Source organism: Rhodococcus sp. PSi06 (assembly GCF_054960675.1).
On the sequence record NZ_JBHNYO010000014.1, the window covers coordinates 30,839 to 46,084 of the forward strand.

At 63.0% G+C, this 15,246-nt stretch carries 19 protein-coding genes and 1 pseudogene; 8 read left to right on the forward strand and 12 right to left on the reverse strand.

Annotated elements, in window-relative coordinates:
- Positions 1–55: 55 nt before the first annotated feature.
- The 4 genes from ACFI9K_RS18200 to ACFI9K_RS18215 form a co-directional block, all read right to left on the reverse strand.
- A complete protein-coding gene (locus ACFI9K_RS18200; RefSeq protein ID WP_462664800.1) occupies positions 56–346 on the reverse strand; it encodes a DUF2516 family protein in 291 nt (96 codons plus the stop codon).
- A gap of 67 nt (positions 347–413) precedes the next feature.
- A complete protein-coding gene (locus ACFI9K_RS18205) occupies positions 414–1,202 on the reverse strand; it encodes a heparin-binding hemagglutinin (RefSeq protein WP_462664801.1) in 789 nt (262 codons plus the stop codon).
- Entirely contained in the window at positions 1,195–1,662 is a 468-nt protein-coding gene (locus tag ACFI9K_RS18210; RefSeq protein WP_462664802.1) for a helix-turn-helix domain-containing protein, read from the reverse strand. Before ACFI9K_RS18210 ends, ACFI9K_RS18205 begins: the two co-directional genes overlap by 8 nt.
- A 74-nt stretch (positions 1,663–1,736) precedes the next feature.
- The gene (locus tag ACFI9K_RS18215; protein WP_462664803.1) at positions 1,737–3,011 is read right to left on the reverse strand and encodes a DUF445 domain-containing protein; all 1,275 of its coding nucleotides are present in this window, start codon (positions 3,009–3,011) and stop codon (positions 1,737–1,739) included.
- A 73-nt stretch (positions 3,012–3,084) separates the two neighbouring features.
- Between ACFI9K_RS18215 and ACFI9K_RS18220 the strand changes: the two genes are divergently transcribed.
- Positions 3,085–3,825 carry a TetR/AcrR family transcriptional regulator gene (locus ACFI9K_RS18220; RefSeq protein ID WP_462664804.1) on the forward strand — a complete coding sequence of 247 codons (741 nt, stop codon included), beginning with the start codon at positions 3,085–3,087 and terminating at the stop codon, positions 3,823–3,825.
- Here ACFI9K_RS18220 and ACFI9K_RS18225 read toward each other — a convergent pair.
- Entirely contained in the window at positions 3,822–3,995 is a 174-nt protein-coding gene (locus tag ACFI9K_RS18225; protein WP_462664805.1) for a hypothetical protein, read from the reverse strand. The genes ACFI9K_RS18220 and ACFI9K_RS18225 overlap by 4 nt on opposite strands.
- 71 nt (positions 3,996–4,066) lie before the next feature.
- Here ACFI9K_RS18225 and ACFI9K_RS18230 point away from each other — a divergent pair, with 71 nt between their 5' ends.
- Together ACFI9K_RS18230 and ACFI9K_RS18235 are read left to right on the forward strand one after the other, a co-directional pair.
- Positions 4,067–4,612 carry a type 1 glutamine amidotransferase domain-containing protein gene (locus ACFI9K_RS18230; protein ID WP_462664806.1) on the forward strand — a complete coding sequence of 182 codons (546 nt, stop codon included), beginning with the start codon at positions 4,067–4,069 and terminating at the stop codon, positions 4,610–4,612.
- Positions 4,613–4,628: 16 nt separating this feature from the next.
- Positions 4,629–5,612: an iron-siderophore ABC transporter substrate-binding protein gene (locus ACFI9K_RS18235; protein ID WP_462664807.1), complete on the forward strand. Its 984-nt coding sequence runs from the start codon at positions 4,629–4,631 to the stop codon at positions 5,610–5,612.
- 47 nt (positions 5,613–5,659) lie between these two features.
- Here ACFI9K_RS18235 and ACFI9K_RS18240 read toward each other — a convergent pair whose 3' ends face one another.
- Complete coding sequence (locus tag ACFI9K_RS18240; RefSeq protein WP_462664808.1) at positions 5,660–6,121, reverse strand: PPOX class F420-dependent oxidoreductase; 462 nt, start codon at positions 6,119–6,121, stop codon at positions 5,660–5,662.
- Between the two features lie 32 nt (positions 6,122–6,153).
- Between ACFI9K_RS18240 and ACFI9K_RS18245 the strand changes: the two genes are divergently transcribed.
- Positions 6,154–7,011, forward strand: coding sequence for a polyphosphate kinase 2 family protein (locus ACFI9K_RS18245; protein WP_462664809.1), 858 nt, complete (start codon positions 6,154–6,156; stop codon positions 7,009–7,011).
- Positions 7,012–7,069: 58 nt separating this feature from the next.
- Here the strand turns inward: ACFI9K_RS18245 and ACFI9K_RS18250 are convergent, their stop codons facing one another.
- From ACFI9K_RS18250 to aceA, 4 genes are all read right to left on the reverse strand, one after another.
- On the reverse strand, positions 7,070–8,110 hold the full coding sequence (locus ACFI9K_RS18250) for an NAD(P)-dependent alcohol dehydrogenase (protein WP_462664810.1): 1,041 nt from the start codon (positions 8,108–8,110) through the stop codon (positions 7,070–7,072).
- A gap of 96 nt (positions 8,111–8,206) precedes the next feature.
- Positions 8,207–8,482 carry a hypothetical protein gene (locus ACFI9K_RS18255; RefSeq protein ID WP_462664811.1) on the reverse strand — a complete coding sequence of 92 codons (276 nt, stop codon included), beginning with the start codon at positions 8,480–8,482 and terminating at the stop codon, positions 8,207–8,209.
- A 65-nt stretch (positions 8,483–8,547) separates the two neighbouring features.
- On the reverse strand, positions 8,548–9,423 hold the full coding sequence (locus ACFI9K_RS18260; protein ID WP_462664812.1) for a 3-hydroxybutyryl-CoA dehydrogenase: 876 nt from the start codon (positions 9,421–9,423) through the stop codon (positions 8,548–8,550).
- 163 nt (positions 9,424–9,586) lie between these two features.
- Positions 9,587–10,876 (reverse strand): isocitrate lyase, encoded by a 1,290-nt coding sequence (aceA, locus tag ACFI9K_RS18265; RefSeq protein WP_027498404.1) that lies wholly within the window; start codon positions 10,874–10,876, stop codon positions 9,587–9,589.
- Positions 10,877–11,468: 592 nt separating this feature from the next.
- On the opposite strand from aceA, the gene ACFI9K_RS18270 reads away from it, so the two are divergent.
- Positions 11,469–11,792, forward strand: a complete 324-nt coding sequence (locus ACFI9K_RS18270) for a hypothetical protein (protein ID WP_462664813.1) — start codon at positions 11,469–11,471, stop codon at positions 11,790–11,792.
- Between the two features lie 39 nt (positions 11,793–11,831).
- Positions 11,832–12,179 carry an endonuclease domain-containing protein gene (locus tag ACFI9K_RS18275; RefSeq protein WP_462664814.1) on the forward strand — a complete coding sequence of 116 codons (348 nt, stop codon included), beginning with the start codon at positions 11,832–11,834 and terminating at the stop codon, positions 12,177–12,179.
- An 86-nt stretch (positions 12,180–12,265) separates the two neighbouring features.
- Here ACFI9K_RS18275 and ACFI9K_RS18280 read toward each other — a convergent pair whose 3' ends face one another.
- Positions 12,266–12,667, reverse strand: a complete 402-nt coding sequence (locus ACFI9K_RS18280) for an SPW repeat domain-containing protein (RefSeq protein WP_462664815.1) — start codon at positions 12,665–12,667, stop codon at positions 12,266–12,268.
- A gap of 146 nt (positions 12,668–12,813) precedes the next feature.
- On the opposite strand from ACFI9K_RS18280, the gene ramB reads away from it, so the two are divergent.
- Both ramB and ACFI9K_RS18290 read left to right on the forward strand, forming a co-directional pair.
- Positions 12,814–14,226, forward strand: coding sequence for an acetate metabolism transcriptional regulator RamB (gene ramB / locus ACFI9K_RS18285; protein WP_462664816.1), 1,413 nt, complete (start codon positions 12,814–12,816; stop codon positions 14,224–14,226).
- A gap of 18 nt (positions 14,227–14,244) precedes the next feature.
- The gene (locus ACFI9K_RS18290) at positions 14,245–15,018 is read left to right on the forward strand and encodes an LLM class flavin-dependent oxidoreductase (RefSeq protein ID WP_462664817.1); all 774 of its coding nucleotides are present in this window, start codon (positions 14,245–14,247) and stop codon (positions 15,016–15,018) included.
- Here ACFI9K_RS18290 and ACFI9K_RS18295 read toward each other — a convergent pair.
- Positions 15,005–15,214 (reverse strand): annotated as a pseudogene (locus ACFI9K_RS18295) (LLM class flavin-dependent oxidoreductase); the annotation flags it as partial. The gene ACFI9K_RS18290 and the pseudogene ACFI9K_RS18295 sit on opposite strands and share 14 nt — an antisense overlap.
- Positions 15,215–15,246: the final 32 nt, after the last annotated feature.

The window sequence follows — 15,246 nt, forward strand, 5'->3', positions numbered from 1 at the left end:
TGGCGGGTGCGGTAGACGGTACGCCCACGATTTTCGTGAGCGTCGCTGCGCCTGCCTACCAGCGGGGTCCGCGCTGAATGCTGTCGATCTTGGGTCGGACGTCGACGAGGTACACCGCAATTCCGACGATGCCGATGATCCAGAACATGATGACGTTCGGTCCGATCAGCGTCAGCAGCAGTCCCACCGCCAGGATGCCCAACCAGGCATTCTTGGTCAGTTTGCCGGCCGCGGGAAACGCGTCCGGCCGTTGGCGCAGCGCGTGAAAAATTGCGTAGGCCGCTCCGGCAACCGAAATGACTTGCAGGATCAAGAAGATCGTCTGGGAGAAGCTGCTCGCAATCACGCCCGCCAGTGTACGAGAAACGACCCCCGCACCGCGCGGCGCAGGGGTCGTTTTCTTTACGAATGCTTTAGCGAGTGGTCTTCTTCGCCGGAGCCTTCTTGGCCGGTGCCGGTGCGGTCTTCTTCGCAGCCGGTGCCGGAGCGGTCTTCTTCGCCGGTGCCGGGGTCTTCTTGATCGGCGAGTTGGCGCTGCTACGGGTCTTGGACTCGACCTTGCCGGCCACGCCGCTCACCTTGTCGGAAGCCTCGACGGCCTTGTCCTTGGCCTCGTCGCCTGCCTCGTCGATGTTCTCGGCGAGCTCGTCGGCTGCGTCCGAGATCTCCTCGGCACCCTCACGAACCTTGTCCGACGCGATGCCGGCGAGAGCTGCGGCGCGCTCGCCGACGGCGCGAGTCTGCGAAGCGACGGTTCCGAGGGCCTGCTCGGTGAGGTCGACGACGTCGTTGGCTGCGGAGTTGGCGCGGTCGAGGCCTTCTTCGACCGCGGGTGTGCGGCGGATGCGCTCCACGGCCTCTTCGCCGCGCTCGGCGAGGGAAGTGTAGAGGTCGGAGGCAACCTTGAGGTACGCCTCGGCCACCTTGCGCAGCTCCTCGGGGGTGAAACGCTCACGCAGTTCGGCGATCTCGTCGGGGAGTTCTGCGGGCAGAGCGGCGAGGCGCTCGCGCAGGTTCTCCACGCCCTCGGTGACCTCTTCGGAGATGTCGGCCAGGCGAGCGTTGACCTCGCTGGTGCGGCTCTCGGCGCGCGAGCGCACCTGAGCGACGACGTCCGCAACGGCCTGGACTACGGCGTCGCCGGCACCGACGGCTGCGAAGATGGGGGTCTTGACGTTTTCGAAGTTCTTGGAATCAGACATCGGGTGTCTCCTGTTCGTCGGGTTCGGGCTCTTGCGTCGACTCGTTCTCACGACAGAACGAGTCGTAGATCTCGATCAGCACTTGCTTCTGCCGTTCGGTGATGTGCTCATCGCCGAGCAGAGCTTCGCGCACCGGACCGTGGGGACGCGCTTCCAAGATCCCGGCCCGGACGTACAGCACCTCGGAGGACACGCGCAGACCCTTGGCAATCTGCGCTAGTACTTCTGCGGACGGGTTGCGCAGTCCGCGTTCGATCTGACTCAGGTACGGGTTGCTCACGCCGGCACGGCTCGCAAGTTGCCGCATCGATACCTGAGCGGCTTCTCGCTGTGACCGGATGTAGCTTCCGATGTCCTGGGCTGCCGTTGTCACCACTGCGGCGACTATGTCGCTTGCCTCGGCGACGACGTGCGTCGCTTCGGTCGCTTTGGCGACCAGATCTCCCTCGTTCTCGGCCATCTCGGCCTCCTGGATTCGGTGTTCGAGAACGACGGTACCCGTGGGTGCTAACTATTGCAAGCACTCTGCTAGCACTAGTGCCCGAAGATCAGATCCGAGACCGTGTAGATAGCCAGGCCGGCGATGGAACCGACGACGGTTCCATTGATTCGAATGAACTGCAGATCCCGTCCGACCTGCAGTTCGATCTTCTTGCTCGCTTCCTCGGCATCCCATCGAGCGACGGTGTCGCCGATGATCGTGGTGATCTCGTCGGCGTAGTTCGCAGCGATATAGGTCGCTCCGCCGAGCAGCCAGCCGTCCACTTTGCCGCGCAGTTCCTCGTCGTCGCGAAGCCGCACCCCGAGGTTGGCGGCGTTCTCCTTGATCTTGGTGCGCAGCGTGCTCGTCGGATCGTCGACCGATTCGGTGATCAGACGCTTGGCGACCTTCCAGGTGGCCGCAGCCAGGCCCGTGATCTCCTCGCGTCCCATGATCTGCGCCTTGAGCTTCTCGGCCTTCTCGATGGTGGTGGGATCGTGCTGCAGATCGTTGGCGTAGTCGATCAGAAATTTGTTGGCGGCGAGCCGTACGTCGTGCTCGGGGTTGGACCTGATCTTCCAGGTGAACTCGACGAGCTCCTTGTAGACCTTCTCGCCCAACAAGGTGTCCACGAATTTCGGCGACCAATTCGGAGAGTCGCGGGCCACGACCCGATCGATCATTTCCTGGCTACCCAACGCCCACTGATGAGCCCGCTCGGCCAGCATGTCGATGAGCGGCAGTTGACGGTTCTCACGGAGCAACTCGTCCAGGATCCGGCCGATGGGCGGCCCCCACTGCGGATCGGCGAGTCGACGCACGATGGTGCTGTCGATCACCGCGGTGATGTCCTCGTCGTTGAGCACATCGACCACACCGTGCAACACGGTCGCGGCCTCGGCTGCAACGCGTTCGGCGTTCTCGGGCTGGGCGAGCCAGGTACCCAACCGCAACGGAACCTGCGCAGATCGGACCTTGTCCGAGACCACCTCGGGAGCGAGGAAGTTACTGCCGACGAACGAGCTCAGGCTTGCGCCCAGCTGGTCCTTCTTCTTCTTGATCAGCGCCGTGTGCGGAATGGGAATACCCAGCGGATGCTTGAACAGCGCGGTCACCGCGAACCAGTCCGCGAGCGCGCCGACCATGCCCGCCTCCGACGCGGCGCGTACGTAGCCCACCCAGGCCCCCGCACCGGTCGACTCCTGCCACCGACAGAACAGGTAGACGACCGATGCGAAGACGAGGAAGCCCGTCGCGACCGTTTTCATCTTGCGGAGGTCGCGACGCTTGGTGTCGTCGTCGAAGTTCATGAGCTGCACAACCGACATTGTGCCCAGAAATGTGACGGATCAACCGGACGCAGCCTGCAATGGTGTCGGAGCAGGCGCATAGGGTGGAGATGTGGCGAGAAATACGACGGAGGCAAAGCTGGACGAGTCCGAGCCGAGCGAGGACAAGCCCAAGGCCGAGAAGCCGGACGGCCGCAAACGTCGGTGGCGCGAGCACAAGATCGCTCGACGCGAGGAACTGGTCGACGGCACGTTGGCCGCGATTCGGTTGCGTGGCCGCGAGATCGGAATGGACGAGATCGCGTCGGAGATCGGTATCTCGAAGACGGTGCTCTACCGGTACTTCACCGACAAGAACGATCTGACCAGCGCCACCATGTCGCGGTATGTCGAAACGACACTTGCCCCGCGGATCTACTCCGCCATCTCACACGAACTCGACGAGTACGAGCTCACCCGTGTGGTGGTGACCGCCTACGTCGAGACCGTTGCGACCGATCCAGAGGTCTACCTCTACGTCATGGCGAACAACGCGGGCAACAACCGCGATGTCGTCGCCGAGTCCGAGCGGATGATTGCCGAGTTGCTCTCGACCGTCCTCGGTGAGCGCCTCCGTCAACGCGAGATGGATTCCGGCGGATCGGTGCCGTGGGCCTTCGCCATCGTGGGCGCGGTCCAATTGGCCACCCACTGGTGGATCTCCAACAAATCCATGTCGGCAGACGACCTGATCGATTACCTGTGCATGATGATGTGGGGCGGAATCCACGGTGTCGCGATGGCCGACGGCTCACCGGCCAAGTTCAAGTCGCAACCGCATCCGTTGGTCGACGGCGAGCCGGGTCGGTCCTAGCGCTCGTCGTACTCGTCGTCGAGGGGAACCTCGGTGCGTTGGTCGATGACGTCCCGGGCATCCGCCTCGGTGGGTAGATCGCCCGCATCGATGTCGTCGGGTTCGTCGGTGATCGGCTGGTTTTGCTCGACGCGATCCGCGGTCGGGGATTCGATGGGTGATTCGCTCATGTGTCCATTCGTACCACCGCCGCGCACCCGATTCTCGTTTGAAAGTCGAATGGGCCGGTAATCCGAAAAGTATGACTACACAAACATTGTCCGGACGTCGCATCGCCATTCTCGCTGCCGACGGCGTCGAGCAGGTCGAACTGGTCGAGCCACGTAAAGCCGTCGAGAATGCCGGGGGCACAGTCACATTGGTCTCACTCGATCACGGCGAGATCCAAGCCATGAACAGTGATGTGAACGCCGCCGACACCTTCGCGGTAGACCGCATCGCCGGTGAGGTCTCGGTGGACGATTTCGATGCGCTGATCCTGCCCGGTGGAACCACCAATCCAGACCATCTTCGCGTCGACGCGGACGCCGTGGAGTTCGTCCGAGCGTTCGTGCATTCGCGTAAACCGATCGGCGTCATCTGCCATGGCGCGTGGACACTCGCAGAAGCGGACGTCCTGAAGGGCCGAACACTGACGTCCTACCCGAGCATCCGGACCGACCTCCGCAACGCCGGAGCCACCGTGGTCGACGAGGAGGTCGTGGTGGACAACAACCTGGTGTCGAGCCGAAATCCCGACGACTTGCCGGCCTTCTGCGCGAAGATCGTGGAGCATTTCGCCGCTTGATAGGTTAGCGTGCCCTATGCGCATTTCCCGTTCGTTGGCTCTGCCTGCGGCAGCCCTCGCCTTCGCTTTGACCCTGACCGCATGCAGCTCCGACGCCGGTGACGGTGCCGATTCTTCCGAGGCCGGTGGCGTCGTCGTCACCGACATGTTCGGCGACGTCGAAGTACCGGCAAATCCTCAGCGCGTGGTGGCACTCGGTTGGTCCGATGCCGAAACAGCACTGGCTCTGGGCGTTCAACCCGTCGGTGCCAGTGACTGGCTCGGCGTCGGCGGAAACGGACTCGGCCCGTGGGTCGACGAAACTTACGACACCGACCCCACTATCGTCGGCACCTTCGACGTCGACATGGAATCGGTCGCGGCTCTGGCCCCGGACCTGATTCTGTGGACTCGCAGCACCAACGACAAGGCCGTGTACGACCAGCTGTCCGACATCGCACCCACCGTCGCGGCCCCACCGGGAACCGACATCGCCTACGGCACCACGTGGGACGCACAGACCGAGCTCGTGGCGCAGGCTCTCGGCAAAGTCGACGAGGGCAAGAAGCTCGTCGACGACACCGAGGCACAATTCACCGAAACCGTCGCCGCCAATCCGGAATTCGCAGGCAAGACCGTCGCCGTCGGCACGCTCTACAGCGGGCAGGCCGGAGCCTACGTACGAGGCGACACCCGCGTCGACTTCCTCGAAGCACTCGGAATGACGAACACCCCCGCCGTCCAGGACCGAGCCGAACCCGGCAAGTTCAGCATCGATCTGTCCGAGGAGAACCTCTCCGCACTCGACGCCGACCTGACGGTCATGTTCCCCATCGGCAGCGGACCCGAGGTCATCACCGACAACCCGTCGATCCAGGGGCTGCCGTCGGCACGTGACGGACGCCTCGTCGTACTCGGCGACCTGAACCTGTCCAACGCATTCTCGGCCGCCTCGGTCGCCGGCACCCGATACGCACTCGAGAACGCAGTGCCGCTGTTCGCAGCACCACTGAAGGGTTAAATCACACCCTCCCGGGCGGGCTTGTCACACCCTTCCCGGCGGGCTTGTCACACTCTTCCTGGTGGAAATCCACCCGCGGCGATCGGGCCCCAGGTGTCGATCACGATGCGTATCAACGACTTTCCCTGCTTCACCATCGCCGCGCGGTACTCGTCCCAGTCCGAGTGCTCGCCGGCGATGCTGCGGAAGTACTCGACCAGAGGCTCGACGGCGTCGGGCAGATCGATGATTTCGGCGGTGCCGTCGACCTGCACGTAGTCGCCGTTCCAATCGTCACTGTGCACCAGCACCGTGACGGCCGAATTGCGGCGGATGTTCAGCACTTTCGCGCGCTCGGGGTAGGTGGCGATGACGATTCGCCCCTCGGAGTCCACGCCGGCCGAGACCGGTGAGACCTGAAGGCCGTCGTCGCGCTTGCGGGTGATCAACGTGTGGTGGTGACGCGGACGGACGAAATCCAGCAGTTGCTCACGCGACACGGTTTCGGCTTTTGCAATGGTAGGGGCCATGAACCCCATGGTAGAGACGTAGTCTGACGCGCATGGCCGACAACTCGAAACTGTGGACTCAGTCTCCCGTCGATGTACTGCGCGCCGGTGCCTCACCTCGAGTGGAGGACATCGACTTCACGGCCACCCCGGGCTTCGACGGCGGAAAATCCGACGGCAAGGCGCTGCTCGAAGAGCGCGGTGAAGTCCTTGCCGCCCTGCAGGAGAAGTTGTACGCCCACGGCCGAACCGGCGGCAGCAGATCGGTTCTGCTGGTGCTGCAGGGCATGGATACCGCGGGCAAAGGCGGGATGGTCAAACACGTCATCGGGTTGGTCGATCCCCAGGGGGTCGATCTGGCGTCGTTCGGCGTTCCGAACCAGGAAGAGAAGCAACACCATTACCTGTGGCGGATCCGCAACGCACTTCCGCGAGCCGGACGGATCGGCGTCTTCGATCGTTCCCACTACGAGGACGTTCTCGTCGTCGCCGTCCACGAGCTGGTGCCGCGGGAGGTGTGGGAGAAGCGATTCGACGAGATCAATGCCTTCGAGAAGGAACTGGTCGACTCCGGCACGGTAGTAGTGAAGGTGGCTCTGTTCGTCTCGCCCGAGGAACAGAAGAAGCGACTTCAGGAACGGCTCGATCGGCCGGACAAACATTGGAAGTACAACCCGGGTGACGTCACCGAGCGGGGTTTCCTGCCGCAGTATCGCGCGGCATACCAGCGGGTTCTCGATCGCACGGATGTCGACAATGCGCCCTGGTTCGTCATTCCTGCCGACCGCAAGTGGTACAGCAGATTGGCTGTCACAGAAATTCTGATCGACGCGCTGGAAAAGCTCGATCTCGATTGGCCTGCAGCCGATTTCGATGTAGAACACGAGAAGGAACGTCTTGCCGAAAGCTGACAGACTTTAAGGGCCCGCGACGGTGTGTCGCGGGCCCCTCGAGTCTGTCAGCTGTACATCACAGTGTTGCTGCGTCGATCACGAAGCGGTAGCGCACGTCGGACTTGACGACGCGGTCGTATGCCTCGTTGATCTTCTCGGCCGGGATGACCTCGATCTCGGCACCGATGTGGTGCTCGGCGCAGAAGTCCAGCATTTCCTGGGTCTCGGCGATGCCGCCGACCATCGAGCCCGCGAACGAACGACGGTTGGCCAGCAGGTTGAACGCCGGCACCTCGAGGGGCTTCTCGGGAACGCCGAGCTCGACCAGGGTGCCGTTGCGTGCCAACAGTCCCAAGTACTTGCCCATGGGCAGGTTGGCCGAAACGGTGTTGAGGATCAGGTCGAACTTGCCCTGCAGATCCTTGAGGGCGGTGGTGTCCTTGGTGGCGTAGTACTCGTCGGCACCGTATGCCTTGCCGTCGGCTTCCTTGGCGTCCGTCTGGCTCAGCACGGTGACGTGCGCGCCCATGGCGTGAGCGATCTTGACGCCGATGTGGCCGAGGCCGCCCATACCGATGATGGCGACCTTCTTGTCCGGGCCGGCTCCCCAGTGCTTGAGCGGCGAGTACAGCGTGATGCCTGCGCACAGCAGCGGCGCGGCCACGTCGAGCTCGACGCCCTCGGGGATCCCGAGTACGAACTTCTCCGTGACGACGATCTGAGTGGAGTAGCCGCCGTTGGTGAACTCACCCTCGTAGGTCGTCGAGTTGTACGTCTGGACGACGCCCTTGGTGCAGTACTGCTCGTCGCCGTCGAGGCACGCCTCGCACTTGCCACAGGAGTCGACGAAGCAGCCGACGCCCACACGGTCGCCCACCTTGCGGGTGGTCACCTCGGAGCCGACCTCGGCAACGATGCCCGCGATCTCGTGTCCGGGAACGACGGGGTACGTGGTGCCGCCCCATTCGTTTCGAGCGGTGTGAATGTCGGAGTGGCAGATGCCCGCGAACTTGACGTCGATGAGAATGTCGTGAGGGCCGACGGGGCGTCGCTCGATCGTCGCCTTCTCGAGCGGGGCGTCCGGAGCGGTGGCCTGGTAAGCGGTAGCTGAAGTCATAACTACATTGCTACCTACGCATCTGTGTAAGCGCAACACAGCTACCGCCTCGACCAGGCTATTCCTGCTCTAAACGAGTCATTCGCAACAGTAAGGTCAGCTGTTCTTGGCGATGTTGACGCCCAACCACCCAACATACGCCACCAGACCGACCAGTCCGATCTTACGGGTCTTGGGGTACGCGATCGCCACGCCGACTGCCAACTCGGTGGCACCGTTGCGACTGATCCAGGTTCGCGTGTCCTTGGGGAACGGGAGCTTGGTAATTCCCTCGAAAGCCTCGGGGACCACGAAGTGGGCGACGCCGGTGGCGGCCAAACCGATTCCGAATCCCTTGGCGACCAGACCGTTCGACTTCTTGGACTTGCTCACTGACGCGCTCCCTGCGATCGACGTGGTGGAACTGGCTAAACGACAATAGCGCTACGAGACGTTGATTACTTTGCGACCCGGCCGTTTTCGTAGCGATAGAACCCGGCTCCGGTCTTCTTGCCCACCTGCCCGGCATCGACCATGCGCAGCAGCAGCGCGGGCGCGGCGAACAACGGTTCCGCGAACTCCGAGTACATGGAATCTGCAATGGCTTTGACGGTGTCGAGGCCGATCAGATCGGCCAGCGCCAGCGGGCCCATCGGATGCGCCAGCCCTAACACGGTTGCTTTGTCGACGTCTTCCTTGGTGGCGAATCCGGATTCGACCATGCGAATGGCCGACAGCAGATACGGCACGAGCAGTGCATTGACGACAAAGCCCGAGCGGTCGGCCGAGCGCACCACCTGCTTGCCGAGAACGTCGCCTGCGAATTTCTCGGCGCGATCGGCAACCGCCTCGGAGGTCGCATCGGTGATGACGAGCTCGACGAGTGGCAGCACAGGTACCGGGTTGAAGAAATGCAGTCCCACCACTCGGTTCGGGGCCGTCGTGGCAGATCCGAGTGTCGTGATGGGGATGGAGGAGGTGTTCGAGGCGAGCACGGCACCGGGGTCGACCACGACGGCGTCGAGCTCGGCGAAGATATCGGCCTTCATCTTCTCGTCCTCGATCACTGCCTCGACGACGAGCTGACGATCGGCGAAGTCGGCGAGATCGGAGGAGAAACGCAGCTTGCACGCTGCCTGCTCACGCTCACGTTCGGTGATCTTGCCGCTACTGACACCGCGGTCCAGCGATTGCAGGATGCGGCTGCGGCCGGCGGTCGCCAGTTCGCGAGTCTGTTCGTAGACCAACACGTCGACATGGGCGCGAGCGCAGACCTCTGCGATTCCGGCACCCATCTGTCCGGCTCCGACGATCCCCACCCTCTCGACCGTCAAGGCACACTCCTTCGAAATGCATTGCACAACAACAACTAAAGGCGAGGTGGGGGTAACTCTGCTGGGGTACCAGCAAACGTGCTCAGATACGAGTCAGGCGGCCCGCAACGAAACGCTGGGGCCGCCTGACTAGTGCGCTGAAGGTGAGGAGTGGCGGGCTAGCTCAGTGGAACTGGCCTTCTTCGGTGGAGCCCTTCAGTGCAGCCGTCGAGGTGTTGGGGTCGACGGTGGTGGCGATGCGGTCGAAGTAGCCCGCGCCCACCTCACGCTGGTGCTTGATGGCGGTGAAGCCGCGCTCTTCGGCAGCCTTGAACTCGCGCTCCTGCAGGTCGACGAACGCGGTCATGCCTTCGCGGGCGTAGCCGTGTGCCAGGTCGAACATGCCGTAGTTGAGCGAGTGGAAGCCTGCGAGGGTGATGAACTGGAACTTGAAGCCCATGGCGCCGAGTTCCTTCTGGAACTTCGCGATGGTGGCGTCGTCCAGGTGCGCCTTCCAGTTGAACGAAGGCGAGCAGTTGTAGGCCAGGAGCTGGTCCGGGAATTCGCTGCGAACCGACTCGGAGAACTTCTTGGCGACCTCGAGGTCCGGCACGCCGGTCTCCATCCAGATGAGGTCTGCGTACGGTGCGTAGGCCTTGGCGCGAGCGATGCAGGGCTCGATGCCGTTCTTGACGCCGAAGAAGCCTTCTGCGGTGCGGGTTCCGTCGAGGAACTCACGGTCGCGCTCGTCGACGTCGGAGGTGATCAGCGTGGCTGCCTCGGCGTCGGTGCGGGCGATGATGACCGAGGGCACGTCGGCGACGTCCGAGGCCAGACGTGCGGAGGTCAGCGTGCGGATGTGCTGCTGGGTGGGGATGAGCACCTTGCCGCCGAGGTGGCCGCACTTCTTCTCCGAAGCGAGCTGATCTTCCCAGTGCACGCCTGCGGCGCCGGCCACGATCATGGCCTTCTGCAGCTCGTAGGCGTTCAGTGCGCCACCGAAGCCGGCTTCGGCGTCGGCCACGATGGGTGCAACCCAGTTCTTGACGGACGTGTCGCCCTCGATCTTGGCGATCTCGTCGGCGCGCAGCAGTGCGTTGTTGATACGACGAACCACCGACGGCACCGAGTTGGCCGGGTAGAGGCTCTGGTCCGGGTAGGTGTGGCCCGAGAGGTTCGCGTCGCCGGCGACCTGCCAGCCCGAGAGGTAGATCGCCTGGAGGCCGGCGCGGATCTGCTGCACGGCCTGGTTGCCGGTGAGGGCACCGAGCGAGTTGATGTAGTCCTCGTTGTTCACGAGGTCCCACAGGATTTCGCTGCCGCGGCGAGCGAGTGTCGCTTCTTCGACGACGGTGCCCTGGAGGTCGGAAACCTGCTGCGCGGTGAAGTTACGGGTGACGCCCTTCCAGCGGGGGTTGGTGTCCCAATCCTGCTGGATCTCGGCGGTGGTCTTCGGGGTGCCGGTGGTCGACATCTTCAGCTCCAGTCTCTTCTGCTTCTCGGCCTGCCTCGAGACGAATCTTCACATCGTTGCCAGGCCCTTCTGGTGTACTCCAAAACAATGGCACAACCGAAAACAGCCGTCTACCAGTTGTTAGTGCCAATCTTGGCTAGCTTTCCCGGCACCATTGCTAAGTTTGCAAATTTTGGAGTGCCACAAACCTCGCCGATCGGACGGGCGTGTTACTCGCCGGTAGCGACGAATCCCCAGTTGATGAACGGAATGAACAAAAACTCATACAGGACGCTCGTACGGTTTGGCGACGGCGTCTGAATCGAGTCAGAAATCTTGGATGATGTGATCGACATCACAGTCATCTTATCTCACGATGTGAACCCGAACTGGTCGCTTCACTCGACACCACGCTCGCCGAAATCCCCCGACCGACGCCACCGAGTGGAGCAGAAGTTGCACTGGCTCCACTCCCACCCAAACAAGTCATTCCGCAGGCTCCACTCCCACCCATCTTCGGGAGCTTCTCGCCTCCGGACTGCATCCGAGCACTATCTCGCGACACTTCACCCGCGTTCTCCCGGAGGTCTACATCGCTGGGCAACCGTCCACCATGGATCGGTGTCAGGCCATCACCCTGTGGCGAGCCGACGCAGTGCTCAGCCACAGGTCTGCCGCTTACATACGCGGTTGGACAACCGAGCCGACCACGCTCGACGCGACGGTCTCCCGCACCGCCCGGTTGCGGCCACCACCATGGCTTCGGCTGCACCGCCGCGCCCTGGATTCCCGACTGGTCGACGGGGTCGAGTCCCTGCCCTGCACCACTCCTGCGCAGACAATGCTCGATTGCCTGGCGGTACTCCCCCGACCGGAGGCCGAATTGTTGATCGACGAACGCCTGAAGTTCGGTCTCGACCCTGCGTCTCTCACCTGACTGCTCGAGCGATTCCCGGGTCGACGCAGCAATGCAGAGTTGGCTCGTCAGGTTCGGCTCGCAGTAACCAGATTCGCCTCGGAACCTGAGCGGGCGTTGGGCCGGGCGCTGCATCGACCAGGACTGCGCCTCGAGATGAACGCGGCGGTCGGTCCTTACGTCTGCGACCTCGTCGACCGCCGCAGCCGAACCATCATCGAAGTGGACGGCCGCGAATTCCACTGCGCAGCAGAAGTGTTCAGCAAAGATCGGCGTAGACAGAATGCCATCGTGCTCGATGGCTGGTTGGTCCTGCGCTATTCGGCGTTCGATGCGCTCGCCGCGCCGGACGTCGTGGCTGCCGAAATCGCGTCGGTTGTCAGGCGGCGTCGGGGATCGAACCGCTGAAAGCACACAGTGCTCCACTCCCCCGGGCTGTCTACGACTTTCATCGCATACGCCCCGGGGAGTGGAGCACCAGTTGTAGGCAGGTGTCAGATACGAACGCCAGGGCGCTCGCTGGACGCCACCACACGCGAGGACACGGGGGCACGACGCGAGGCAATTACTCCGAGGGCACCCATGGCGGCGATAACGAGTCCGCCGACGATGGCGAACAGGTCCGCGGCCAACAGTCCGGACGGGAACACCATCAATGCGGGAGACACCGCGAGCAGCAGACCGAGGCCCACGTGGGTCCAGTGACTCTGCCTCGACGCAGATCCGATGGCCCACAGTGCTGACGACGCGGCGAGGATGCCGAGTACGAGAATGGCACCGGTGACTTCTTGATCTCCCTGAACCGGGAGCCAGACCGTGGCTGCGACGAGAACAGCTCCGGTGACGAAGACGACGACGTCCCTGATGATTTCCGATGTGCGCTGACGGTTGGACATGACCGCTCCTCGGGTGCGTGGTGAATGGCTCGTATATCGGTATACGCCTTTACTTCGGCTAATGTTCCCGATCCACACCGAATTGTGATCCAGCAGCCAGTTGCGAACAGTGTTAACGCCATTCTTCGCAGGCGTAGCCTGGCGATGTGTCCAAGACTTTCGTCGGCGTGCGGCTACGGCAGCTCCGCAGCGAACGCAGCATGAGCCAGGTGTCGCTGGCGCAGAAGCTGGGCATCTCGGCGAGCTACCTCAATCAGATCGAGCACGATGTGCGCCCGCTGACGGTGCCGGTGCTGCTCCGCATTTCCGAGGTGTTCGGCGTCGACACATCGTTCTTCTCCTCCGAGGACGACACCAGATTGGTTGCCGAACTCCGTGAAGTCGCGCTCGATCAGGACATGGGAATCGACGCCGATGCACACGAGATCGCCCAGATGGTCAGCTCGCACCCACAGCTGGCGCGGGCAATGGTCAACATGCACCGCCGATACCGCAATACGACGGCTCAGCTATTGGCCGCCACCGAGGAACGCTTCTCCGACGGCAGTGGCAGTGGGTCGATCAGCAAGCCGCACGAGGAAGTGCGCGACTACTTCTATCAGCGGCAGAACTACCTGCACGATTTGGACACTGCGGCGGAGGCACTGACGTCGAGGATTCGATTCCATCGGGCCGACGTCGGCGGCGAGATCGCCAAACGGCTCCGGACGGTGCACGACGTACAGATAGTCAATCGCATCGATCTCGGCGAGAACGTACTGCACCGATTCGACCCGCAGACGCGGGTCTTGGAGATTTCACCGCATCTGTCCGGCGGGCAGAAGGTGTTCCGGTACGCCGCCGAATTGGCCTACCTCGAATGCGGAGACTTACTGAACAAAATGGCCGAGGAAGGCAATTTCTCGAGCGAGTCGTCGAAGAAGCTGGCGGTGCTCGGCTTCGCCAATTACTTCGCTGCCGCGACGGTGTTGCCGTATCACCATTTCCACGACGTCGCCGAGGATTTCCGATACGACATCGAGCGGCTCTCGGCCTTCTTCTCGGTCAGCTACGAGACCGTCTGCCATCGACTGTCCACCTTGCAGAGGCCCGAGTTACGAGGAGTGCCGTTCTCCTTCGTCCGCGTCGATCGAGCCGGAAACATGTCGAAACGGCAGTCCGCCACCGGCTTTCACTTCTCCTCGAGCGGCGGCACGTGCCCGCTGTGGAATGTGTACGAAACGTTCGCGTATCCCGGCAAGATCATGACGCAGATCGCCGAGATGCCCGACGGCCGTAGCTATCTGTGGATCGCGCGCACAGTGGAGCGTCGGGCGGCGCGCTACGGTCAGCCCGGCAAGACCTTCGCCATCGGCCTCGGTTGCGAGCTCCGCCACGCCGGAAGGTTGGTGTATGCCGACGGTCTGGACGTGCAGGGCTCGGCGGCTGCTACGCCGATCGGTGCCGGTTGCCGGGTCTGCGAACGCTCGAACTGCCCACAACGCGCCTTCCCTCCTTTGGGAAAGGATCTCGACATAGACGAGCACCGAAGTTCGGTGTCCCCGTATCTCGTTCGGTGACAGGGAGGATTGCCCAGCATGACCCGAATAGGCGTCGTACTCAGGCCCGAGCTCGCCCCGGAAGCAATCGTCGACGCGGCGCGCGCGGCCGACGCCGCAGGCGTTGACGAGGTGTGGCTGTGGGAAGACTGCTTCTTCTCGGGTGGAATTTCGACTGCTGCACTGATCCTCGCGAGTACGGAGCATGTGAACGTCGGCATCGGAGTGTTGCCCACCCCGATGCGGAACGTGGCGGCGACGGCCATGGAGATCGCTACCGTTGCCCGGGTTCATCCGGGACGACTCCGCGTTGGACTCGGTCACGGCGTTCAGTCGTGGATGGGCCAGATCGGCGCGCGAGTGCAGTCTCCGCTGACTCTGTTGAGCGAGCAGATGGCCGCGCTCACGAGTCTGCTGGCAGGCGAGATGGTCACCGTGGAAGGGCGATACGTCACGCTCGACGCAGTGAAGCTGAATTGGCCGCCGGTGCAACCACCGCAACTGCTCGTCGGTGCCACTGGGCCGAAAACACTCGCCCTGAGTGGCCGCTGCAGTGCTGGAACAATACTGACGAGCGAGACATCACCGGAACAGCTTCGCTCGGCCATCGAGCACATCGCCGGGGCGCCCGGCCACGACGTGATCGTGTACGTCTCGTTCGATTCCGATCCGGCGGCGTCCCCGAGCGACATCCAACATTGGATCGACGCGGGAGCTACCACCGTCGTACTCGAACCCTCGGCGGACGCAACGGATCTGTCCGCTGTGTTCGCGCACGCCGCGTCCGCGACGTCGCGGTTCAGCGTGCAGTGAATCCACGGGCGCGGTCCTTGTCCTCGGTTGTCCACAGCGTGGACGTCACCTCGGCCCGCACCAACGGAATCACTTCCTCGGCGAACTGTCGTAACGCGTCCTTCTGACGCTCGAAGTCCAGGACGTGGTTGATCGAAACCGACTGCAGGTCATGGCCGTACGCATTGTGGTATTCGAGGATCTTTGCTGCGACCCGCGGGAGGAGGGGTGAATACGATGTCGAGGAAT